This window comes from Streptococcus sp. HSISS3 (assembly GCF_000448605.1).
Taxonomy (GTDB): Bacteria; Bacillota; Bacilli; order Lactobacillales; family Streptococcaceae; genus Streptococcus; species Streptococcus raffinosi.
Window position 1 is genome coordinate 1,029,441 of record NZ_CM002130.1, and the last position, 22,982, is coordinate 1,052,422.

Annotated in this window: 20 protein-coding genes and 1 pseudogene; all 21 read right to left on the bottom strand. The window is 36.7% G+C overall.

Annotated elements, in window-relative coordinates; all coding sequences use genetic code 11:
- Positions 1–4: 4 nt before the first annotated feature.
- A complete protein-coding gene (locus tag HSISS3_RS04850) occupies positions 5–1,420 on the bottom strand; it encodes a flippase (protein ID WP_021145431.1) in 1,416 nt (471 codons plus the stop codon).
- On the bottom strand, positions 1,421–2,581 hold the full coding sequence (locus tag HSISS3_RS04855; protein ID WP_021151916.1) for a polymerase for repeating unit of receptor polysaccharide: 1,161 nt from the start codon (positions 2,579–2,581) through the stop codon (positions 1,421–1,423).
- Between the two features lie 33 nt (positions 2,582–2,614).
- Positions 2,615–3,685: a glycosyltransferase gene (locus HSISS3_RS04860; protein ID WP_021151917.1), complete on the bottom strand. Its 1,071-nt coding sequence runs from the start codon at positions 3,683–3,685 to the stop codon at positions 2,615–2,617.
- Positions 3,686–3,954: 269 nt separating this feature from the next.
- Positions 3,955–4,428: a DUF6625 family protein gene (locus tag HSISS3_RS12305; RefSeq protein ID WP_367998934.1), complete on the bottom strand. Its 474-nt coding sequence runs from the start codon at positions 4,426–4,428 to the stop codon at positions 3,955–3,957.
- Positions 4,356–4,646 carry a DUF6625 family protein gene (locus tag HSISS3_RS12580; protein WP_367998932.1) on the bottom strand — a complete coding sequence of 97 codons (291 nt, stop codon included), beginning with the start codon at positions 4,644–4,646 and terminating at the stop codon, positions 4,356–4,358. The genes HSISS3_RS12305 and HSISS3_RS12580 overlap by 73 nt, the downstream gene beginning before the upstream one ends.
- Positions 4,643–5,284 (bottom strand): DUF1919 domain-containing protein, encoded by a 642-nt coding sequence (locus tag HSISS3_RS04870; protein ID WP_021151918.1) that lies wholly within the window; start codon positions 5,282–5,284, stop codon positions 4,643–4,645. Before HSISS3_RS04870 ends, HSISS3_RS12580 begins: the two co-directional genes overlap by 4 nt.
- 1 nt (position 5,285) lies before the next feature.
- The gene (locus tag HSISS3_RS04875) at positions 5,286–6,434 is read right to left on the bottom strand and encodes a glycosyltransferase family 4 protein (RefSeq protein WP_021151919.1); all 1,149 of its coding nucleotides are present in this window, start codon (positions 6,432–6,434) and stop codon (positions 5,286–5,288) included.
- Between the two features lie 2 nt (positions 6,435–6,436).
- On the bottom strand, positions 6,437–7,609 hold the full coding sequence (locus HSISS3_RS04880) for a beta 1-4 rhamnosyltransferase Cps2T (protein WP_021151920.1): 1,173 nt from the start codon (positions 7,607–7,609) through the stop codon (positions 6,437–6,439).
- A gap of 32 nt (positions 7,610–7,641) precedes the next feature.
- Positions 7,642–9,009 carry a sugar transferase gene (locus HSISS3_RS04885; protein ID WP_021151921.1) on the bottom strand — a complete coding sequence of 456 codons (1,368 nt, stop codon included), beginning with the start codon at positions 9,007–9,009 and terminating at the stop codon, positions 7,642–7,644.
- A gap of 56 nt (positions 9,010–9,065) precedes the next feature.
- The gene (locus HSISS3_RS04890; protein WP_021151922.1) at positions 9,066–9,806 is read right to left on the bottom strand and encodes a tyrosine-protein kinase; all 741 of its coding nucleotides are present in this window, start codon (positions 9,804–9,806) and stop codon (positions 9,066–9,068) included.
- A gap of 9 nt (positions 9,807–9,815) precedes the next feature.
- Positions 9,816–10,508, bottom strand: a complete 693-nt coding sequence (locus HSISS3_RS04895) for a capsular polysaccharide biosynthesis protein (protein WP_002888634.1) — start codon at positions 10,506–10,508, stop codon at positions 9,816–9,818.
- Between the two features lie 8 nt (positions 10,509–10,516).
- On the bottom strand, positions 10,517–11,248 hold the full coding sequence (cps4B, locus tag HSISS3_RS04900) for a capsular polysaccharide biosynthesis protein Cps4B (protein ID WP_002888631.1): 732 nt from the start codon (positions 11,246–11,248) through the stop codon (positions 10,517–10,519).
- A 14-nt stretch (positions 11,249–11,262) separates the two neighbouring features.
- Positions 11,263–12,708 (bottom strand): LCP family glycopolymer transferase CpsA, encoded by a 1,446-nt coding sequence (locus HSISS3_RS04905; RefSeq protein ID WP_021151923.1) that lies wholly within the window; start codon positions 12,706–12,708, stop codon positions 11,263–11,265.
- A gap of 365 nt (positions 12,709–13,073) precedes the next feature.
- On the bottom strand, positions 13,074–13,784 hold the full coding sequence (gene deoD, locus HSISS3_RS04910) for a purine-nucleoside phosphorylase (protein WP_021151924.1): 711 nt from the start codon (positions 13,782–13,784) through the stop codon (positions 13,074–13,076).
- A gap of 478 nt (positions 13,785–14,262) precedes the next feature.
- Positions 14,263–14,976, bottom strand: coding sequence for a type 1 glutamine amidotransferase (locus HSISS3_RS04915; protein WP_021151925.1), 714 nt, complete (start codon positions 14,974–14,976; stop codon positions 14,263–14,265).
- Positions 14,973–16,220, bottom strand: coding sequence for a chloride channel protein (locus HSISS3_RS04920; RefSeq protein ID WP_042771838.1), 1,248 nt, complete (start codon positions 16,218–16,220; stop codon positions 14,973–14,975). Before HSISS3_RS04920 ends, HSISS3_RS04915 begins: the two co-directional genes overlap by 4 nt.
- Positions 16,221–16,223: 3 nt before the next feature.
- Complete coding sequence (locus tag HSISS3_RS04925) at positions 16,224–17,033, bottom strand: purine-nucleoside phosphorylase (RefSeq protein WP_021151927.1); 810 nt, start codon at positions 17,031–17,033, stop codon at positions 16,224–16,226.
- Between the two features lie 18 nt (positions 17,034–17,051).
- On the bottom strand, positions 17,052–17,597 hold the full coding sequence (locus HSISS3_RS04930) for a DUF1697 domain-containing protein (RefSeq protein ID WP_021151928.1): 546 nt from the start codon (positions 17,595–17,597) through the stop codon (positions 17,052–17,054).
- Between the two features lies 1 nt (position 17,598).
- Positions 17,599–18,810, bottom strand: a complete 1,212-nt coding sequence (locus HSISS3_RS04935; RefSeq protein WP_021145448.1) for a phosphopentomutase — start codon at positions 18,808–18,810, stop codon at positions 17,599–17,601.
- Positions 18,811–18,928: 118 nt separating this feature from the next.
- Positions 18,929–19,609 carry a ribose-5-phosphate isomerase RpiA gene (gene rpiA / locus HSISS3_RS04940; protein WP_021151929.1) on the bottom strand — a complete coding sequence of 227 codons (681 nt, stop codon included), beginning with the start codon at positions 19,607–19,609 and terminating at the stop codon, positions 18,929–18,931.
- A gap of 163 nt (positions 19,610–19,772) precedes the next feature.
- A pseudogene (locus HSISS3_RS04945) lies at positions 19,773–22,855 on the bottom strand (GbpC/Spa domain-containing protein).
- Between the last annotated feature and the right edge of the window lie 127 nt (positions 22,856–22,982).

Consider the following 22,982-nt stretch of genomic DNA (forward strand, 5'->3'; position numbering starts at 1 on the left):
CTCCTTAGTTTTTCATTAACTGTTCCTTCAAGTCTCTCACATCAAGGGCACGTAAAACAACAATCAAAATTAAATAAATGATGGCTCCAACAAAACCATCTACTGCTACGTTTAGCATAGGTTTAAATTGAACAAAGGTTCTAAAGACAAAAAGTCCAAGATACATCACAACTGATGCAATGATAATTTTAGACATAGCAGGAAGGATAGAAACATCTTTCATAAATTTTCTTGCAAAATTAAGCTGAATCACCCAAACCAAAGCTTCTGTAAGAACGGAAACAATGGAAGCCCCAATGAAACCAAATGGTGGAATCAATAAAAGGTTAAGTCCCACACTAACAAATGCTGGAATCGTTGTAGAAAGCATGAATTCACGGTGCTTATTATGCGGAATTAAAATCTGAATTCCCATGATATTTGTCCAACCAATAAAGAACATCCTAAAAACCATGATGGCAATGGCAATATTAGCTGCTTGGAAGTCCTTTCCTAGGAAAAAACTAACAAAGTCTTTATTGACAACCAAGAGACCAGCAATAATTGGGAAAATGACGAGATTATAAATCAAGAAAGAGAATTCATGCATCTTGTTAACAGCCTTATAGTCTCCACTAGACAAAAGACCAGATACCCTTGGAAGCATTACACTTCCCAATGAAGTCACCAACGTCAACAAAATATTAATAATTTTCAAAGCCTGATCATAAATCCCTACATCATTTGTCGATGACAAGGCCCCCAACATAGTACGGTCCAAAGTCACATAAAGTGAAATAGCAATCTGAGGCAAGAACAGTAAAATAACTGGCTTAAGATGCTTCTTAGCAAAAGACAAATCAAATTGAGGCTCACCAATATATGGCCTTGCTGGGAGCCACATGCTTAATTGTCCTAGTAATTCAAAAAAGGTTAGTAGAAACACATAGAGGTATAAATCACCGGAAGTTTTTACAAATAAGAAAATGGAAATAACTCCTAAGAGTTTAACTGTTGTGTTTCTTGCCGTAATACGACGAAAATCCTCCAAACCTTGGAACAACCAAGAAATATCCATTCCTTTAGATACTAAACTAAGCCCAAGTATATAGGCCACCATGTTTTGCATTGCTGGCAAAAATAAACACAAGAGCGCATACAAAAGAAGTGACAAAAAAGTGGCAATCAATTGGAGGGTATAAATACCCCAGAAATTTTTCCGAATATCCTTACGATTACTAGAAATTTCCTTGGTCCCGTAGTTAGCAACTCCTAAGGTCGCTAAGAGAATAAAGTAGGTCACAATAGAGTTAAAGTAACCATAGGTACCTAAATCTTTAGAACTAAAAATCCTAGTTACATAAGGTGTCGTAATAATTGGTAACACAATGACCAATAATTGGTAGGAAAGATTATAGGCGTAATTCTTTAAAACTTTCATTTATAGTATCTCTATTTTATTTTCCTCATCATTTATTTCTTTTATCGAAATTAAACTTGCAAATAATGTAAACATGAAGATGTTGTATCCTGGTCTAATCCAAAATGCTTCTATCATACAATTAATAGTTATTAAAGAAAGTAATGATAGAAATAACATTTTACCTTCTTTGTAAAATCTCCTGGATGATAAAACATAAACTAATACAAGTAAGACTACAGGAACAATTCCATAGTAGAATAACATTTGAATATAAGAGGAATCAACATAATTATAACTGAGTACTGACTCTGTAGTACCTCCATAACCAATAAATTTTACATTATTAGTTCCAAAAAGGTGTAACTTGTATGTATCAAGGGCATTTTTACCCAAAAAAAGTCTCATACTGAAGAAATCGTTCAACTTAACAAAAAATGGGGAAGAAAAAGAAAAATGAGAAGACAAATAAAACATCAATGATGAAAAAATTGCCGCAGAATAGGGTAGTATGTAATAAACTTTAAATTTCTTTTCTTTAGTATAGTACATTACTAAAAAAATAATTACAGCTATCAAAATAGACATAGAATTCAATCTAGCATCACAAAATTTGATAATAAAGGCTGATAAGGCTACTCCAACTGCCACCCTAAGCCAAATATACTTCTCTCTAAGTAAATATCCCCAAGCAATAAACAAATAAAAACAGTGTGAGGCAAAATCTGTAGGATAAATGAAGCCAAATGAATTTCTTATAACTAAACCAGAAGATCTAACTTGGGCAAATTGTAAATTTGGTAGAAGACCAATTATTGAAAGTAAGAATATACCTATGACAATTGAACCAGCAATAAACACGTAAGTTTTTAAAATAACATCTACATCAACATCATAAAGTAGTAAAATCAATAATGAGTAAAGAAGAAAATTGGTAGCACCAGTTTGTAAAAAAACACATAAACTTGTTACGATTAAAAGAATTCCTGAAACAATGAATGATATACTAAAATTTTTAATAAATAAAAATCTTAGTGACAACACCAATGCAACACCAATCAAGAGAATAGTTGGTAATTGAGGGAGAGTTTTATTTAGAACCGAAGTCATAATAACATCGTACCCTACAATTACCGATAAGACCAAAATAACCAAAAGGTTCTCAAACTTAATTTTTAACATAATACCCTTTTACCGTTTATAAGAATAGCTAATTTATTTAAAAGCAATTTTACGTAAAATTGGATTCATTTTCATTTTTTCAATAAAGATGACTGTCCGAAACTTTTTTTGGGTAAGAAGATCAATACTCAATCTTCTAAGAAAAGAAGAAATATTTCGCTGTCTCAATAACATATTATAAGGACCAATGATTTGATCTCCATTCCCTGAAAAAATATTGTCAAAAGCTTTATTTGAAATAATGGACTGTAGTAATTCTATTTTTTCTTGTCTTTTCAACTTTAAATTAGAAATCTGGAAAACTGAACTTATGATAATTTTGGTCTTAATATCCTGCATTAATGTAGCATCTTCTAATTGGAACTGTTCAAGCAATTTATGTAATTCTTGAAGTTCATCTAATTGAAATTCAATTCTTTTAGGATGATAACTCGTCAGTGCAGAACCACTTCTACCTGCAATATAATTATAGAGAGTCGAATCAATAAAAAGAATGTTATCTAATTGTTGATAAACTTGGAAATTAAATAAAGTATCTTCCCCTATTGGTTTACTAGGAAACTTAATATTATTTTTTAGAATAAATTCTTTGTTATAAATTCTCGACCAAACATTATACATCATATCAGTTTTAAAAAGCTCTATGAAGTCATTCCTAAACTCTTCCTTTTTAAGAAGTCCTAGGTGCTGATAAGAATGAGAACGGCAAGACAAAATAGTGTTATTGGTTTCTTTAATTTCATTGTAACCAAAACAAAGAACATCCCATTCTCTATTAAGATTAGGACATATCTTCTCAAAGAAATCATCTGATAAGAAATCATCTGAGTCCATAAAGTACAAATATTCACCCCTCGAGAGAGAAATCCCTAAATTTCTAGCTTCCGAGACTCCGTTATTCTCAATATGTCTAACAAAAATATTTGAATAATTATCTTGATACTCATCACAAATCGCACCACTCTGGTCGGTTGAATCATCATCAATTAATAGAATCTCATACTTAATTGGTGACGATTGCATAAGTATGGAATCTAGGGCTCTTTTTAAATAACCTTCAACATTAAATACAGGAACAATTATGCTCAAATCTATATTATCCATTAACTCTTCATCCTTAATTTATGACGAATAAACTCTAGTGTCCATTTTTCTTTTTTAAATTTCTTTAATATTGTCGATTTAACATATGCCCAATAGAATTTATTTCTTGTTACTTCTAAAAGCTCTTCCTTAGAAATTTTCTCTCCAATAACTAATTGATTTGGTATAACATAAAATGAATCTACTAGTCTAAACTCAGGACACTTAATCACTCTTTTGGAAATGTGCATATAGAGGACGATTAACCTTTATATTACCGTCGATTAAATTTATTGATTCCAAACCATTTTCCTCTGACCAAAAATAATAGCGTTTAGGTTCATTTTCACCATATTCTCTAAAGGAGAAATGACTAATATCAATATCATCAAAAAACTTATCTTGCAGTTGTTTGAAATTATTTTTTCAAAAATCTTTTGGATACCATCTGCCTCATCAAAAATAAAATTTTGCTCACTTGTAAAGATATTGTGAAAATCCAGTCGATAGTTTAAACCTTGGCCAGACATAAATATATGATTAACTTCCTGTGAATTTTTAAATATTTGGAGATGACCTAAAAGGCCATATCGAGAATAGTCATTCTCAAAAAAGCTATGTTCTTCCAGAAATTGATAAATATCACCAAGTAAGACATCTGTATCACAAAATCCCCAGTAGTCATATCCCTTCAACTCCTCTTCAAAGATAAATCCATAAGCAACTTTATAGTCACATAATTTATAAGGTGTTTTGAGAGAAATTTCAAAATCAAATTTAGACTGAACTTTTTTCTTAAATCATCAAACGAAAGAGTCTTAAATTCAATATTCTCAGCGTTCAAAATTTCAAATTGGTCAATATTTTGATCAGTATAAATTAAGAAATCAATCCTTTGATTACGTTTGGCGGTCAACAAAAAATAAGGGAAAAACTTTGGAAGTTTTCCAAAGTACGGAATAATGAGTCTTATCTTTTTCATTTAGTTAAATCCTCTCCACCCTTATTCAACCAAGTCACAGCATTAAAATAGCGGTGGTAAGTTTTTAAATCGATCCCGACATGACCTTGCTTTTCAGCTGATTTGAAATGAACCAAGGAAGGTAGGTCACTATAATTCTGTGAAGAGAAGATGACTTTGCTCTTGTAAGGAAGTTCTTCAAACTCTTTCATAAGCTCGTAAGTACAAGCATCGTTATCGTTGAATTTGAAATACATATTATCCCAATGAATGCGTGCCAATCGACGTTGCCATTTTTGAGTCGCTTCTTCTTCATCTGCATAGTGCAAAAAATGAAGTTCAATATCATCAAGAAGTGCTAGAGGATAGGCATTATCAAAGTCTTTGATGTATTTCGATTCCTTAACGAATTTCAAGGGGATATCTCCACTCAAATAATGTTTTAGATTCTTGAGCATTTTGATGTAATCAGGTGAAAAGACAAACATTCCAACAAAAGGCGTTTGATAAGGTAGTCCCAACTCCTGATAAACCTTCCCAGCCCAACAATTATCACAAATAATTGTGAAATTCTTATTCTTAAGTCGTCGTCTTGGGATAAAATTAATAATTGGATAAACGATTGGTTTTAGTTTATTCTTTAGTGTTTCACTGTTCATATTAGTACTTCTTATATAATTCCGAGAAATTACGAATATAACTTTGTAATGAAAAGAGTTCTTTTTGGCGTTTGACAGATGCCTTGCCAAATTGTTCTCGCTTCTCGGTATTATCCGCTAATTTTTGAATTGCCTTAGACAGTTCTGAAGGCTGATTTGGAATAGCAAGAAGGCCATTTTCACCTTCTTGCACCATTTCACAAACGCCACCATGACGGTAGCCAACGATAGGTTTCCCACAAGCCATTGCTTCTAAAACTACAGTTGGCAGTGGATCAGGATTGGTACTTGGCAAGACAAAGATATCAAACATATTATAGAGCTCTGTTGTCTTACTATAATAATCGATACGCTTGATTTGACCAGCTACTGGCGAGTCAGCAATAATCTTTTCTAACTCATCAATGCGCCACTCTTCTCCCTCAAAAGCACTACCTGCAAGAAAGGCAACGGCTTTTGGATTAGCCTGTAAAATTGGAGTCACAGCTTCCAAGAAGTCTCCTTGCCCCTTCCAGGCATTGACACGGGCAACCATCCCAATAACAAGAGCATCTTGAGCAATACCAAACCGCTCTCTAATGGCTGAAGCATCCACTACATGGAAAACATCATTATCAACCCCATTATAGATGACTTGTACCTGATTATCATTCACATAACGAGACTTTTTGACATGATTCGCCACGGCATTTGAAACCGTTACTATCGTATCAGCAAAGCGTCCCATCAAAAAATTGATGAAGTCAGAAATAGCTTTTGGTTTGACAATAATTTCGTGAACATGCCAAATCAAAGGAAGTTTCAACTTACGTTTAAGGTAAATGCCTTCAAGCACCGCCGTCGTATTGTTGTGAATCAGGGTAATCCCGTTCTCTTTGGCATACTTGGCAATTTGTTTAGAATAACGGTTATAAGAGCCAAAGTACTCCATGATACCTTTAGGATTAAAATATTTACGTCGCAAGATTGGATAGTCAATGACTTTCACTTTGGCACCGACATTTTCTAAAGCAGCCACTAAAACACCATCATTTGGTAAAATAACATGCGCTTCAAAGGCATCTGTATCCAAGCCTTTAATAAGCTCCAACAAAACCTTGTCAGCGCCATACATTTCAGCACCCGCATGGAGATATAAAATTTTCTGCATTTCTATCCTTTAAATACTTTTTCGTAGTCTGTGACAATTTTTTCCCATGTGAAAGCTTGGGCAATACGTTGACTAGATTTTTGATTAAGAGCTTCGATAGCTTGATTGTCCAATTGTTCAGCTTGATCAATAACAGTTGCCAATTGATCTTTTTTCCAATAAAGAGCACCATCTTCACCAACCTCACGGTTAAAGCCAACATCCAACAAAAGATTAAGTTTGGTAGACTCTAATGCCTCTAGAAGTGATGGATTCGTCCCTCCGACTTCATGACCGTGGAAATAAGCAAAGGCATTTTCACGAATATATTTGAGCAATTCCTGGTCATATACCGTTCCAACAAACTTCACACGAGGGTCCTTGTCAAAGCCAGTTTCCTGACGCAACTTGTCATAGAACTTGTTTTCTTCAACATTAGTAATGAGCACAAAATCCTTGTCAGAATGTGACGCCATAAAACCACGAATCATTGCCTCATAGTTGTTTTCAGGGACAAAGCGACCTACAACAAGATAATAGTTGTTTTCAATAACCCCTTTTTCAAAATACCAGGTACGAACTTTATCATCAACCTTAGTCAATCGAGATTTGGTCGTATCAGTTCCATAAGCAATATAGGTTGTTTGGGGATGATACTTTGCATAATCTTTTTGAATGTAGGACTCGATATTTTTACTATCACAAATCAAAAGGTCAGCATGTTTAAGCATAAGTTGTTCTGAAATCTTCCAGTATTTACGGACAGGAAGACTCCATTTTGCACGTAACCATTCATGACCATCAGGATTAACCATTAGGGTACCACCAATAGCCTTGATTTTCTTCTTGATACCTGAGATAAATGGTCCAATACGGCAAGCCAAAACATAGAAAATCGGTTCTTGATCATCATTGGCTTTAGCGATTTCAATGGCCTTATTTAGAGCTGCAATGTCATAAGCGATGGCACGAGCAGGACCAATATTAGGCACATCAATGTTGAAACACTTTGCGCCATTATGCTCGAAAGAGTCAGCTGTAATTCCTGATTTAGCAGAATTTTCACGCATACAAGCTACGTAATACTGGATATCTTTATCTTGCTGGAACTCTGTTAGTTTCTCAACAAAAGTCTCAAAACCACCATATTTTGCTGGAATTCCCTTAGAACCAACGATATAAACTGTTTTTTTCATTTAATCACCATTAAAAGAAATGGAGAAAGCCATCACTTTGCTCCATCCTTCGTTACTACTACTTTAATTGTTTTCAATAAGATTCTGATATCGCGCCAGATAGTCCATCCATCCATATAAGCTACATCAAGTTTGACGACTTCATCAAAATCTGTAATTTCACTTCGACCACTTACTTGCCAAAGGCCAGTGATTCCTGGTCTAAAGCTTAATCGACGTTTTTGTTCTGGAGTGTAGGATTCGTATTCGTCTAAGGTCGGCGGACGTGTACCAACCAAACTCATATCCCCCTTAAGAACATTCCAAAATTGTGGAAGTTCATCAAGGCTCGTTTTACGGATAAAATGACCAACTTTAGTAATGCGAGGATCATTATCCATTTTAAACATACCGCCAGACATCTGATTTTGTTCCATGAGATTCTTCTTGATTTCTTCGGCATCAACTCGCATTGAACGGAACTTATAAAACTTGAAAATACGTCCATTCTCACCAACACGATCTTGGGCGAATATTGCTGGACCTCCGTCCTTACGGATAATCGGATAAAGAAAGATTCCGACAATACCACAGAAAATCAAACCAACCAAAGCTCCGCAGATATCTAAGCAGCGTTTTGCCAATATATCACCGTAACTATAAAATTGTGTTGAAAAGGTAACAACATTAAAAGGTCCTAGTTGTTGAATCCGTTTTTCCCCCTGACTCATAAATTCCAGCGAATTGAGATTGATAGAAACTGGAATCCCCATAAGTTCAAAAGGTGAGGCGTAATCCCAAATTTTGTATTGTTCACTAGGAAGATTAATCAGGACCTGGTCAACTACTGAGTGGGTTGCATATTCAACCAAGTTGTCTTGCTTAACACTCTTGATAAATGGATTAGTAAAATAAGGATTATCCAAAACACAAACCGCTGTAATTCTACCATCCATATTATCTTTCATACGTGTCAGAACATTTTCAAGACGAGTCTGATCAGAAATTAAGAGAATATTTTTATTACTCTTACGACGTGTGTAGATGGATGATCGGAAATATTTGAGAACAGTGTTTGTTAGGTATAAGAGAGCACCTGCAATGAGGATAAAATAAAGGAGTCCACGACGTGAAATTGAAAAATTACCATCTGCAAAAAAGGATAGGAAGGTTGCGATTGCAGCAAATATGAGACAATATTTGAGAGTAGCAATAAATTCATCCAAGTAACCACGATATTTTAAATTTTCAAAGTAATTACTAATATAATAAGTTACTACATGAACAATACCTAAGAGAACGACACTTCCCTTGGTAATCTCAGTATAAGGCAATTTACTTGTGACCCAGGCTACAAAAAGGACCACAACCAGTTGTATAATACCAATCTCAATGCGACGAATTTCTTGTTTTTCTTTCACTCTGAACCCCTTTTTTATATGCTAATGTTTAAGGAGCTACATTATCCCCATTAATGCTATCCTTTTCTACGGCGTTGCGACCTTGAATGACTACTTTTTTGCTCTGATTTCTTGCCGTAGTCACCATATGACCCGTAAGAACCATATGTACCGTATTTATCTACAGTCATATCTACTTTATTTAGAACAACACCCAAGAACTGAGAACCACTTTGTGTTAATTGTTCTACTGCCTTTGTTACGAAACGACGTTTAATTTTACCTGCAGCTGTCACCAAAAGACTAGCATCGGCTTGGTGAGCAACAATGACAGCATCGATAACTAAACCAATTGGTGGTGTATCAATAATAACATAATCATATTGGCTACGAGCAACGTCCAATAGGTGTGTGAAATTTTCATTTTGTAAAAGACTTGTTGGATTTGGTGGAATAGGACCAGACGAAATTACATCCAAACCTGTGATGTCTGTTCGACAAACGGTTTCCTCCAAAGTAGCATTTCCAGAAAGGAAATTTGAAAGGCCTTTATACGGCTCATTTGATTTAAATGTTCCAGACAAAACTGAATTACGGGTATCTGCATCAATGAGCAGCGTTCTAAGGCCAACACTAGCAAACGAAATAGCAATATTAACAGATGTTGTTGATTTACCTTCACCAGCTTCGACTGAGCTAACAGCAATAACTTTCATCTGAGCGCCAGAAAACTGAATATTTGTGCGAATAGCATTGTAATATTCTTCGGTTTGTTTGGCAAAGTTTACTTTAGAATTTACTAACTTTAATAGAGGCATTTCTTCTCCTTAAATCTTATCTATATCAGGGACAATTCCAAGAAGTGTCAGTCCTAAGGCGTCTTCAATATCTTCCGGACGACGAATACGATCATCCAAGATTTCACGAACCAATACACCAACAATTGCAAGGAAACCTCCGAGCACTGCTCCAAGAGCAACATTACGTTTAATGTTTGGAGAAGAAGGTGAATCTGGCAATTTCGCATCTTCAAGCGTTGTGACATCTTCTACTTTTGTCACTTTTTTGATTTTTTCTGCAGCAACATCACGAACCTTGTTAGCTAGGGATTGAGCATCTTGTCCAGTTTTTGCATTAACAGAAATTGAAATAAGACGCGTATCTGTAGGAATGTTAACTGAAATCATTTTAGCAAGGTCTGCTTCAGTCATATTCAATTTTTCGTCTTTAATTACTTCAGACAAAACATCATTAGACGTAATAATTTCTTTATAGTCTTTTGTCAAAAACGTACCAGCCTGCAAGTCTTGTGCAGAAAGATTCTTGCCATCATCAGCTTGATTTACCACATAGATACGTGTTGATGACGTATAAGTTGGTTGAATAAAGAAATAAGTTCCTAAGAAGGCAAAAACAGCAACATAAAAAGCTGTAAATAGAATGAAGACTTTCTTAGTCCAGAGTTTTTGCAAGAGTGCAAGTACATCGATTTCAACACGTTTCGTGTTTTCTTGAGTCATAGTTTCTCCTATATGTATTGATTTTCAAGTAGAGTTTGTGGGTTTTTGATAAAAAGATTACGGGCACGTCTAGTACCATAAGTTTTCTCAATAATAGCGTAGGCTTCCTTCATAAATGGAGGTCTTGGTCCCAAATTATGCATGTCACTTGCAACCATGTGAACTAGATTCTTTTCCAAAAAATAACGGACACGTTTTTTTCTCACTTTTTCCTTATCACCAAAAAGCTTTGGTTTTAAGACGTGAGAACTATTGACTTGAGTATAGCAACCCATGTTGATGATTTCACGAACACGGTCAGCATGTTCCTCAAGAGCATCATAACGTTCAATGTGAGCCACAATCGGAGTTACCCCTGCTCGCAAAACATTACTTAGTCCACTATGAATTTCCTTCCAAGAAGTTCTAGCACTAAATTCAATCAAAGCAAATTGCGTATTATGCATATGAGGAATAAGGTGCTTTTCAAGCTTCTCAACAATGTCTGAAGTGTAATAGAGTTCACCACCATAGTAAATTGTTAAATCAGGGTAAAGAGCCTCTGCTTCTTCTTTTACTTTAGAAAAGTTGGCAAAGATTTTGTCCTCTGGGGTTTCAAACATTCCCTTACGACGATGAGACGTTGAAACAATAGTACGCACTCCCTGGGCGTAACTTTCGCCAATAAGTTCTAGACTTTCCTCTAAAGTCTTAGGACCATCATCAACATCAAAAACAATATGTGAATGAACGTCAATCACTTATTTTTCCTCCATCATATTTTGATAGCTTGTGATGCGCTTGCCACACTAGAATCATCAAGTTTCATCATATAAAGACTAGAATTTGGCATAGCATATGAAGTCAATTGTCCCGTTGATCCTGTACCTGTCACCGCTTGAGAAGACACTGTAAATTTAGAACCTGAATCAAGCTGCGTATTGGCCAAGGAATTAATAGTATCCAAAGACATGTTGGTTTGAACAGAGTCTTGAAGATTATTAACAATTGAATTAAAGTTTGATACTGAATGAAGTGAGGCTAATTTGTTAACAATCGCTGAAATAACCTTTTCTTGGTTTTTACCACGATCATTATCGCCACCATCCAAGCTATAACGCTCACGAACAAAGCCAAGTGCTTGTTCTGAGTTCATTTTAATATCACCAACTGGGAAGTCAAATTTCCCATGAAGGCTAGTAAAGGCTTGATCATTATGGACGGTCACACCACCCAGTTGGTCAATCAACTTAAGGAATGATGTGAAATTGATACGTGCATAATAATCAATATTAATGCCATAAAGATTTTCAAGTGTTTGTTCTGAAGTTTCAACACCGTAGATACCTGCGTGGGTCAATTTATCATATTGGTTTGCCCCACCACCAGGAATTTTAACATAGGCATCTCGAGGTGTTGAAGTCAAAAGAATCTTATGTGTATTCATATTGACGGTCATAATGATATTAACATCAGAACGTGATACTGTTGAAATAGAACCATAAGTATCAATACCGCTGATATAAATATTGAATACTTTGGAATCTGCTTGTTTTGCAGACTTATTGTTTTTTGTTTTGATTTTATAGGTATAAATTGTTTTCAGATTTGAAGTGTAATTGCTATCAACTGACTCTAAAAGGCTAGCATATGAACCACTCAAAACCATGGCTTTAGATTTTCCAGATTTAAGATTGTCATAGGCCTCTTGGTAAGAAGCAACATCGTCAACTTTTACATCAACCTTCTTGTCATTTTTCAGAGCTGACATCATGGTTTCAATGTTATTCTTATCAACCTTCATAGGTGCTTGGACACTAGAAAGCTGACTGACATCTTTGATGTCACTATCTTTTGGAACCACAACACTCATCTCAACTTCTGAGAATGATGCAGTCTGATTCATACGGTTAGTAATATCAATTAGCTGTTTGAAGCCAAATACACCAACCAAAGAAATTAGGGTGAAAATAACCAATATAACAGTTGTCACAAGTGGTGATTTCTTAGCTTTTTGAAGATAGATACTAATAGCAAGAACAACCACCATGGCAAGTGTGATGATAATATTCAAAAACCTAAAAGATAGGAAATTGTAGTTGAACATAATGAAAAGTAAAATCGCTGCTAAAATAGCATACAGAATGGTCAACCCAATGTTGACCATTCCCCAGAATCCTTTACTTGTCTGTTTCTGCTTACGATACGTATGCGAACTCATATAGATTGCTCCTAAAAATTAAAATTAGACATTTCCCATTATCATTATAACATTACTTTAACTTCATTTCAATTGTCATTCTTTTTAAAAAAGAAGAAACAGTTTTTCATTAGCTTATCAAGTCATTAATTTCTATTAATTTTCATCATATTGTCAGGAAAAATTTCACAATTAGTATACTAATTCTATAATTTTCTGACATTTATCTTGATATTATAAACTCACTCCATAAAAAATAGTAGTTACTATACTATTCTTTTGACAATTTTAAATCTATTACCACTATTCATAATAAAGGAAACAAGTCAACTATAACCCAACAAAACCAAAAAGGAACACCAAAAGGTGTCCTTTCATTATAGCAACTAATCAGCAATCAGTGTTTCTAAACCGACTTTCATCATATCAGTGAAAGTATTTTGACGTTCCTCTGCAGTTGTATCCTCATCTGGATTCACCAAACTATCAGAGATTGTCATAATGGCAAGAGTATCTACCTGATGCTGAGCTGCAAGGTAATAAAGAGCCGCCGCTTCCATTTCAACAGCTTTCACGCCCCATTTACCGAGTTCAATATTTTTCTCATAGTAATTTGAGTAGAAAACATCAGAAGACAGTACATTACCAACATGGGTAGTCATACCGAGATCTTTGGCAATGTGGTAAGCCTTATCTAAAAGGTTGAAACTTGCAATTTGTGGGAAATCGTATTGTGGCCAATCGTTACGAATAATGTTAGAGTTTGTCGCTGCAGCTTGTGCCAAGACCAACTCACGCACATGAACATCCTTATTTAATGAACCTGCAGTTCCCACACGAATAAGTTTTTTAACCCCATAATCAACGATAAGTTCACGTGCATAAATAGAGATTGATGGCATTCCCATCCCAGTCCCCATCACAGAAACACGTTCACCCTTATAAGTTCCTGTGTAACCGAACATGTTACGAACCTCATTGAAACAGACAGCATCTTCAAGAAAATTCTCAGCAATGAATTTGGCACGAAGAGGATCCCCAGGAAGAAGAATTTTATCAGCAATCTCTCCCTGCTTAGCAGCAATATGAATAGACATAATTTATGATACAAAGAGCGATCAGAAAGCGACTGAAAATTAGGAAGCTGACGAAGATGCCTCGCATCTAGGCAGATTATCTATTTTCCAAGCTTTCCGCTCGTGTTCAAATATGAACACCTGCTCTACCTTTCTTAGTTATTTATAGAATCGGCGTTAAAGAGGCAAAGTAAAAATAGGAAATCCGACAAAGATGCACCGCATCTTGGAAGATTTATCTTTTTTACACCGCCTCTAGCCCGGGTTCAATTTCAAACCCAAGCTACCCATCCTTTCTTTTTTATTAAGTAATCTGGAGTGCAATCAGAGAGCGATTGAAAATTAGGAAGCTGACGAAGATGCCTCGCATCTAGGCAGATTATCTATTTTCCAAGCTTTCCACTCGTGTTCAAACATGAACACCTGCTCTACCTTTCTTACGTTATATTTTTTAAAATTTTCCACTATTATATAGATAGTACATGAGCTACTTAAATGTTTAGCCTTGGGTTAGTGAATCTAGAAAAGCAAATAACTTTTTATTCATTTGAGAATAGTCATTGGCCCGCAATTGTTCTGGTGTTTGAACAAAAGGTAACTCTTGATTTTGCTGGCGCAAGTGCTCTTCACCATCAGCAGCTATCAGTAAATCAACAGCCTCTGGATCGAACTCCAAATGTGCCTGGAAAGCATAGTGTTTAGGACTAAAGCGAACAATTTGACGAGGGCAACCTTTACTTGTAGCTATAACAACTGCATTGTCTGATAATCCAGGCATATCTCCATGCCAATGACCGGTATCTAAAGTAGAACCAAAATCTTTAATATGATCATCAGCTAATCCAGCTTCAGTAAGATTTATTGGAAAAACACCAATCTCACGTTCGGGACTATGCTCGTACTTACCACCATAAGCCACAGACAAAAGTTGAGCCCCTAAACATACCCCAACAATATAGATATCAGCGTCAATAGCTTTTTGAATTAATGCAATTTCAGCCTTTGGATCATAGTATGGAAAGGCTTGACGATTTTCATCAGGTGACTGAGGTCCACCCATTACAATAAGAAAATCAATACCATCAACAGTTTCAGGAAGTTTCTCCTCCTCATAAACCTTAGTTGATGTGACATTGTGGCCACGCTCTTGAGCCCATTTCAAGTAAGCTCCTGGAACCTCAAATGTTTCGTGTAAGATAAAATGAATATTCATACTTTTTCCTTCCATTTATTATTAATTATCCTTGATAGGATGCTGGCTAGTATGAGTGGTAATACGATAACTCCTCCAGTGCCTGTAAAACCAACAACCAAAGCCATTCCTGTTAGGGGGGCATTCAAAGTTGTTCCTAAAAATATAGTTGCTCCTAAAAGCATTCCTAAATTCGGACTTAGGGAAAGGCCAAAATTTCCAAAAAGCCCCGTTATCAGATAACCCGCACCTACGCCTAATGTAAACGATGGCGTCAGAGTTCCACCATAGGCACCACTTCTTAAAAGTAGACAGACCAATAGGCATTTGATGATGAGAATGACAGGAAGATATGCTGAAGAGTTCCCAGAAAAAAGCCATTGGGCTAAAACCTGTCCATTTCCCATAAAAATAGGGAGGTATGCTGACAGTCCACCTAGAATCATAAAGGCAAAAGGCAAAGTCCAAAGTATTTTTTTGTCTGTAATACGATGTCCACTGGCCTTTTTCGTCAAATAACCAAACATCATAGCAAGTGGTGTTACAAATACTGTCAAGATGATTGCCTGCATGAAACTGGAAGAATCAATAGTCACTTTATCGACTAAATATAGAGCCTGTCCACCAACAATTGGTCTGGCACAATAAGCAGATACATAAGTAGTCACAAGAATAATGACGATATTCTTTAGCTTCCAACTAACTCCTAATGTTTCCAAAACAAACAAAGCGCTGGCAAAAGGCACCTGGTAAACAGAGGCTAAGCCTGCTCCAGCACCACAAGCAATTAATAATTGTCTATCGGAAATGTCTAAACGTAATCCCTTAGAAAGACTACCACCGAAGAGAGCACCTAATTCTCGAGGTGCTCCTTCTTTGCCAATTGAGGCCCCGGCAGCAACGATTGCCACCTGGACTAATGCATGTAGAGACTGGCCTAGAAAGTTTGGACTCCTTTTACCAACAAGTTGCTTAGCTTTGCTAATGGAAAGTAAGGAGATCCGTCGTTGAAGAAAATACCAAAATAAACTAGCTAGGACCCCAACCACAATCAATACAAAAAATCTTCGAAAAGCATTCACTGATTGAAACTGTAACAAGAGATTGCCTTTATCTTTACCAAACGCAAGAACTTGTATAAATTCTAAAAGATAGTGGCAAAGAATTCCAACAAGACCTGAAGCGATACCAGTTCCAAAAACAGCCAAACTTAGCTTAAGAGATTTTGGTAACAACCTTAAACGTTTTATTTCCCGAAAAATCATGTTTTAAAGTTCAGCCAAAATAGCTTTCAGCAAACCTTTGAAATCCCCTTTAACACGTTCTGTCACTTCCACCACTTCTTCGTGATTGAGTTCTTCTTGGAAACCAGCCGCAAAGTTGGTAATACATGAAATACCCAGAACTTTCAAGCCAGAATGTGCTGCTACGATAACTTCAGGAACAGTTGACATACCAACCGCATCTGCACCCAATGTCTTAAAGGCACGAATTTCAGCAGGTGTTTCATAGGTAGGTCCTGTTGCTCCAAGATAAACCCCTTCTTCCAACTTGATACCAAGTTTATCAGCCACTTTGTGGGCGATTTCAAGGTATGCTGGAGTATATGCTTTAGACATATCTGGGAAACGTGGGCCAAACTCATCCAAGTTTTCCCCAATCAAAGGGTTTTGACCAGTCATATTGATGTGGTCTGTGATAGCCATGAGAGTGCCAGGACCAAAACCAATTCCACCAGCCGCATTCGTTACGAGTACTCCTTCACAACCGAGAGCTTTCATCACACGTACAGGGAAAGTGACTACTTCAAGCGGATTTCCTTCATAAAAATGGAAACGTCCTTGAAGAGCCAAAACCTTACGTCCAGCCAAAGTACCATATACAAGTTTACCTGCATGACCAACAACGGTCGATTGTCCCCAGTTTGGAATGTCCGCATAATCAATGATAATTGCATCTTCAACTTCTTCAGCCAACTCGCCAAGTCCAGAACCTAAAATCAAACCAAATTCAGGCTTTTCAATTCCTTTACTTTCCAAAAAGGCTTGCGTAACTCTAATTTTTTCAAGTAGCGACATCTTATTTCTCCCTCAATATTATTTCATTCTTAAAAAGTGACCAATTTTTGAAAAAGTTCTTGCATTTCGAATGGTGATATATGGATAGAAAGGTGTTTTCAATAACTTCTTATGATAAGCCGTTTGGCTATAACTTGATTTATCATACTTTCCCCAGTAGACACCAAGTTGACCAAGATGAAGAATTTCATCTTTCAACTCTAAAGAGTTAATGATTTTCTTCATTTCGTTCTTATCAAGTCTTTCAGTATATAAGAGGACATCTTTTCTATAGAAGTCATCTTCCCACCACTTAGGTAAAGATGCCACTTCATTTTGGTAATCTTCTAGAGTAAAAAGAGAAAACACCTTAATAAATGGATAAGTCTTATTAAGAAATCTCTCTAAAACTAAGAGGAGTTCTTCTTTCATCAAGGAAGAATCAAAGAAAAGATTTCCACTATTTATATAGGAAGAAACATTTGACATACCGAGTTTTTCTAACTCTCGACAAAATTCTTCCATGACTACCTTATGACGACCACCAACGTTTATCCCACGAACCAAAAATGCGTAGCGCTTCATTTTAGACAAGTTTATCCAAGAAGCTTTCACCAATCATAGCTTTATCGACACCGAAATTTTCAGCAACAGTTGCTGAAATATCAGAGAAATGACCTACAGGAATAAGTCCATTTCCTTTAAATGATGGGCTGTAAGCCAAGAAAGGAATATATTCACGTGTATGGTCAGTACCAGCGTAAGTTGGATCATTTCCGTGGTCTGCTGTAATCATTAAGAGGTCATCTTCACGCATTGCTGCGATGATTTCTGGCAAAAGTTGGTCAAATTCGTGCAAACAATCACGATATCCATGAGGATTACGACGGTGTCCATAAAGGGCATCGAAGTCTACCAAGTTTGTGAATGAGAAGCCATGTTTGAAATCTTCAGAAGTCATAGCCTTAATCAAATTATCAATACCATGGCTATTTGATTTGTTGTGGCCCATATCGTGATTAATACCAGCTCCGTTGAAGATATCGTTAATCTTACCAACAGCATAAGTATCAATTCCAGCTTCATTCAATTTATCCAAGACAGTTGGTGCAAATGGTGAAACAGCCAAATCTCGACGATTAGACGTACGAGTGAAGTTTCCAGGCTCACCAACGTAAGGACGCGCAATGATACGACCAAGAAGAGCTGGACGTTCCAAAGTGATAGAACGAGCGTATTCACAAATACGGTAGAGTTCATCCAAAGGAATAATGTCTTCGTGTGCCGCAATTTGAAGAACTGGGTCAGCTGAAGTGTAAATAATCAATTCACCAGTTTCCATTTGACGAGGTCCAAAGTCTTCAATAACTGCTGTACCTGAATAAGGTTTATTAGCTTCTCGAATGACCTTTCGACCTGAAAACTCTTCAATTTTAGTAATAATCTCTTCTGGAAATCCGTTCCAGAAGGTATCAAAAGGTTCAGTAATATTGAGACCCATGATTTCCCAGTGGCCAGTCATGGTATCTTTACCAAGAGACACTTCCTGCAATTTTGTTGCATAACCAGTTGGATTATTTTCAGCTGGTACGGTCTTCAAAGGCACTTCACGTGGAATGTTCCCAAGACCAATTTTTGCCATGTTTGGCACATTCAAACCAACAGTCTTCGAGATATGGCCAAGTGTATCAGAAGCACCATCTGGTACACCAGCATTGACAAAGTCGTTTGCATCAGGTGCTGCCCCAATCCCTACAGAATCAAGAACAACTAAATGCATTCGATTAAATTTAGACATAATAACACCACAAAGAGCTGAAATCTTTTTCAGATTTTCTCTTTACCTTTTCTTTTATTTTTATATTTTCGTAAACAATAGATTGCGTTATTCAGTTAATGAAGAAATTCAGATGGGACTAAGCCTTTACTTCAACGATTTTAACACCGTCTTTTCCTGCAACAATAACCTTGTTAACCATTCCATTGAAAAGCCTATGTTCAACAACACCTGTCATGGCTTTAAGTTCCTCACCAAGTGCCACTGGATTTTCAATCTTACCTAAATCTAGATCAATGATATAGTTCTTCATATCAGTGACAAAGCGATTACCTTCTTCCGTTAATCGGAATGATGGTTTATAGTCCTTAGACTCGAAGACACGATACAAACGATCAGCACCATATTGAACAACCTCAACTGGTAGTTTAAAGGCACCAAGTTGATCAACCAGTTTTGACTCATCAACAACCCAGATGTATTCTTTGGTAGATGTGGCAACAATTTTTTCCATCAAAAGGGCACCACCACCACCCTTAATACCGTTGAGTTGCGGATCCACTTCATCAGCCCCATCTACAGTCACATCGATACTGTCAATATCATCAACTGCCTTTAATGGGATCCCTAAGCCTTCTGCTTGTTTTGTTGTTTGACTTGATGTCGTTACACCGACAACATTGAGTCCCTCTTCCTTAATACGACGACCAATTTCTTCCACAAAAAAGTAAGCCGTTGACCCTGTTCCTAGTCCGACAACCATACCATCTTTAACAAATTTGGCAGCGGTTACACCGGCGGTTTTCTTCAGTTCTTCCATGATCGACTCCTCTCATCTTTCTATAATAGTCATTCTACTCATTATACCATTTTTCCCTTATATTTTAAAATGATTTAAGGGGGTTGAATTTTTAAAGGTGACAAAAAACTAGACTCTTAAGCTAGAGTCTAGTTCTTATGGAGTAGCCAATTATTAGTACCACTTAGTCTTCTTTATGACGTTTGAAGAATCCGATAAAGGCTGCAAAAATCATTGAAAGAAGTCCAAGGAAGCCAGCATTACTTGTATGTTCACCAGTTTGTGGCAACTCAGGTTGCGCAACTACAGGTACCTCAGTATCAGGCGTTGGTGGTGTTGGTGGTGTCACAGGTTTTTGAGGTGTTTTTGGTGTTGGTGGAACCACATGAGACACTCTCTCAACAACATAGTTTTTGTGCCATACAACAGTTGGTTTTGCAGGAGTTTTTGGTTCAACTGGTTTTGCAGGAACTTCAACCACTTTTGGTGTTGGTGGTGTTGGCGCTACTGGACCTGTTGGTGGTGTTGGTTCAACCGGTTTTGCAGGAACTTCAACCACTTTTGGTGTTGGTGGTGTTGGCGCTACTGGACCTGTTGGTGGTGTTGGTGCTTGCGGTTTACCAGGAACTTCTACTACCTCTGGAGTTGGTGGTGTTGGTACCACTGGTTCTTTTGGAGGTGTTGGTGGTGTTGGTGCTTGTGGATTGATACCAACCGTTTTCATCAACGGTTTAGTTGGAGCTGTCGGTGGTGTTGGTGCCTTAGGCTCTTCAGGTTTTTCACCAGGATTCTTAGGCAAACCTAGGTTCGAATTAATTGCAAACCAGTAGACCGTTGGAGCACCATCAGCATTGGCACCATCAGCTGTAAATACCAAGTGACCATTCGTCATCTTGATACCAGCTCCTCCATAATAGAGGTAAGGGGAGTCTTCATTGTCCCAACCAGTTAAGTCTGAGGTTGTTTCACCATTATAGACAGAACCATGGTCAATGTATTGGTTATCATTGACTGAAGTAACTTCTTTTGTAGCTGCATCATAAGTAACTGATGATTTTGGAATAGCGATGAATTGATTATCACCAATATTAACGTATTCTTGGTGACGTGTTGATTGGTATTTTTTCTTAGGTGTGAAAGTAATCAAACCAGTTTCAGCAGAAACGCTGTATGTACCGATAACATCGTCCTTATCACCAAAAGTATAGTCTTGGTTACCAAGAGCATGACCGTTTCCACTACCTGAGGCATTAAGTGTTGTTACATCAGATGGAATTTCACGTGACACGAACCACTCTGAACCATTCCAATCAGTGATTGGAACAACTACTTTAAGTGGATTGTCGGCTGAAATGTTAACAGTAACGCCACCAAAGTCAGCATATCCTGATTTCGTAACAACTTCACCATTTTGAATAGCCAGTGTAGAACCATCCGCATAAGGATTGTAAGTTCCACGAACCGTGTTGCCGTTAACATCTTTAGCTTCGACCGTAATTGGACGTGGACGTTCAGATGTTTCAACGTAAGCAGCACCATTCCAATGGTTAAGTGAGTTAAGCGCTACAACAGCATTATGCTCATTAAGATTAAACATCTTGCCATCTTTATCGTAGAACTCTACATCTACAGCAACCTTAACCGGTTTAGCTTGATCAGTTGAAGCTCCTACGGTCATTGTAACTGTTGGATCTTTACTGATTTTAGCAATTCCCTTTCCATCATTTGACGGAAGACTAACAATTTCATAACGATAAACAACACGTTTAATTGGAGATGCTTCGTTTTTAACCAACATGCTAGATTGGTTCAAGCCATCATAAGTCACAACAAATTTGTCGCCTTCTTTAACTTGAATCCATTCGTCTTCTGTGTTTGTCCAAGGACTATCTGTCACAATATCAGATGCTTGTAACTTATTAGAATCATATTGGAAAACATTACTTGTATTAAGGCGTTCTTGAGCTGCTTTAGTCAAGTAGTTGCTAACACCTTCAAGTTTGTGAGTTGCTTCTGTTTCACGGTGGAATGTCAACTCTTGAACAACTTCTGCATCTTTGAGATTACGATAAACAGGATCATCCATGTATTTATCATAAGCGGCTTTAGCCTCTTGGTATTGTTTAAGAGCTGTTTGATAGACAGCCAATTTATTTTGATACTCAAGGTACTCTTGGTCATATTTTGCTTTTTGCCCATTGTAAACAACCAAAGCTGCTTCATATTTTGCTTTTGCATCTGCATTGTATTTTTCGATGGCTTTTTTGTTTCAAGATCTACTTCATAAGCTGCTTTTTTAGTTTTATAAAGTTCGATATTCTTGTCATAAGCTGCTTTTTCAACATCATATTTAGCTTTAGCTTCTTTATAAGCAGCAAGCTCATTTTGATACTTAGCTTCAGCTTCAGCGTTACGTTTTTCAATAACAACTTTTTCAGCTACTTTATTATCATAATTAGCTTTTTCAGCATTGTATTTGGCCTTATCACTATTGTACTGTGCAAGAGCTGCTTCATAATCAGCTTTTGCTTGGTTATAAGTTGCCAATTCTGCTTGGTATTTAGCTGCAGACAAGGCATTTTCTTTATCAGCTGCTTCTTTTTCTGCTACCTTAGCATCATAAGTAACTTTCTTAGTCTTGTACTCTGAAAGGGCTGAGTCATAAGCTTGCTTAGCAATTTGGTATTGCTCTGAAGCTTTATCATAAGCAGTTTTTTCAGTATCGTATTTAGCTTGAGCTTCAGCATTTGATTTATCAGCAAGTGCTTTCTCAGCTAATTTAGCATCATAGTTTGCTTTTGCTTTATCATAGTCAGCCTTATCTGACTGGTATTTTTCTTTAGCCGTTTTATAATCAGAAACGACTGTATTGATTTTTTCTGCTTGTGCTTTGTTATCCGCAGCAGCTGCTTCAACACTTTCCTTAGTTTGAGCAGGTTCTTCCTTAACCTCAATCCCTTCGTTTGTTGCAGCAGTTTTTGCGTTTTCTAAGCTTGTATTTGTTACTTCACTTGTTGTAACAGTTGTGTTACCTTCTTCAGTAACGTTAACAACTTTCTTTTCAGTTGAATCTGCTACGGCTGAAGTGTTTTCTTCAACAGCATCTGTTGCTTCAACTGCTGGTGTTGCTGAATCTGTAGTTGTTGCTACCTCATCAGCGCTTGCATTTGAAGCTCCTACTGCAAGAACTGCAGTCCCCAAAAGAACAGAAGCCGCACCAAGGCTAGACTTTCTGAGTGAATAACGTTGTAATTCCTTTTTCCCCATTTAAATTACGTCCTTCTATATTTAGTTATGTTCATATTCTAACAAAAGAAAGAACCATGTCAATTTGAGATATCTCATAAAAACACGCATTCCTTTAAATTCGATTAGATTCTTAAATTCAAATACT

What these genes read in the sequence shown, in the direction of transcription:
- HSISS3_RS04870 (WP_021151918.1), bottom strand. Translation starts at nt 5,284, where the DNA reads ATGAACAGTGAAACACTAAAGAATAAACTAAAACCAATCGTTTATCCA.
- HSISS3_RS04930 (WP_021151928.1), bottom strand. Translation starts at nt 17,597, where the DNA reads ATGAAGCGCTACGCATTTTTGGTTCGTGGGATAAACGTTGGTGGTCGT.
- HSISS3_RS04925 (WP_021151927.1), bottom strand. Translation starts at nt 17,033, where the DNA reads ATGTCGCTACTTGAAAAAATTAGAGTTACGCAAGCCTTTTTGGAAAGT.
- rpiA (WP_021151929.1), bottom strand. Translation starts at nt 19,609, where the DNA reads ATGGAAGAACTGAAGAAAACCGCCGGTGTAACCGCTGCCAAATTTGTT.
- HSISS3_RS04915 (WP_021151925.1), bottom strand. Translation starts at nt 14,976, where the DNA reads ATGAATATTCATTTTATCTTACACGAAACATTTGAGGTTCCAGGAGCT.
- HSISS3_RS04895 (WP_002888634.1), bottom strand. Translation starts at nt 10,508, where the DNA reads ATGACTCAAGAAAACACGAAACGTGTTGAAATCGATGTACTTGCACTC.
- HSISS3_RS12580 (WP_367998932.1), bottom strand. Translation starts at nt 4,646, where the DNA reads ATGAAAAAGATAAGACTCATTATTCCGTACTTTGGAAAACTTCCAAAG.
- HSISS3_RS04920 (WP_042771838.1), bottom strand. Translation starts at nt 16,220, where the DNA reads ATGATTTTTCGGGAAATAAAACGTTTAAGGTTGTTACCAAAATCTCTT.
- deoD (WP_021151924.1), bottom strand. Translation starts at nt 13,784, where the DNA reads ATGTCTATTCATATTGCTGCTAAGCAGGGAGAGATTGCTGATAAAATT.
- HSISS3_RS04860 (WP_021151917.1), bottom strand. Translation starts at nt 3,685, where the DNA reads ATGGATAATATAGATTTGAGCATAATTGTTCCTGTATTTAATGTTGAA.
- HSISS3_RS04890 (WP_021151922.1), bottom strand. Translation starts at nt 9,806, where the DNA reads ATGCCTCTATTAAAGTTAGTAAATTCTAAAGTAAACTTTGCCAAACAA.
- HSISS3_RS04935 (WP_021145448.1), bottom strand. Translation starts at nt 18,810, where the DNA reads ATGTCTAAATTTAATCGAATGCATTTAGTTGTTCTTGATTCTGTAGGG.
- HSISS3_RS04850 (WP_021145431.1), bottom strand. Translation starts at nt 1,420, where the DNA reads ATGAAAGTTTTAAAGAATTACGCCTATAATCTTTCCTACCAATTATTG.
- HSISS3_RS04905 (WP_021151923.1), bottom strand. Translation starts at nt 12,708, where the DNA reads ATGAGTTCGCATACGTATCGTAAGCAGAAACAGACAAGTAAAGGATTC.
- HSISS3_RS04875 (WP_021151919.1), bottom strand. Translation starts at nt 6,434, where the DNA reads ATGCAGAAAATTTTATATCTCCATGCGGGTGCTGAAATGTATGGCGCT.
- HSISS3_RS04855 (WP_021151916.1), bottom strand. Translation starts at nt 2,581, where the DNA reads ATGTTAAAAATTAAGTTTGAGAACCTTTTGGTTATTTTGGTCTTATCG.
- HSISS3_RS04880 (WP_021151920.1), bottom strand. Translation starts at nt 7,609, where the DNA reads ATGAAAAAAACAGTTTATATCGTTGGTTCTAAGGGAATTCCAGCAAAA.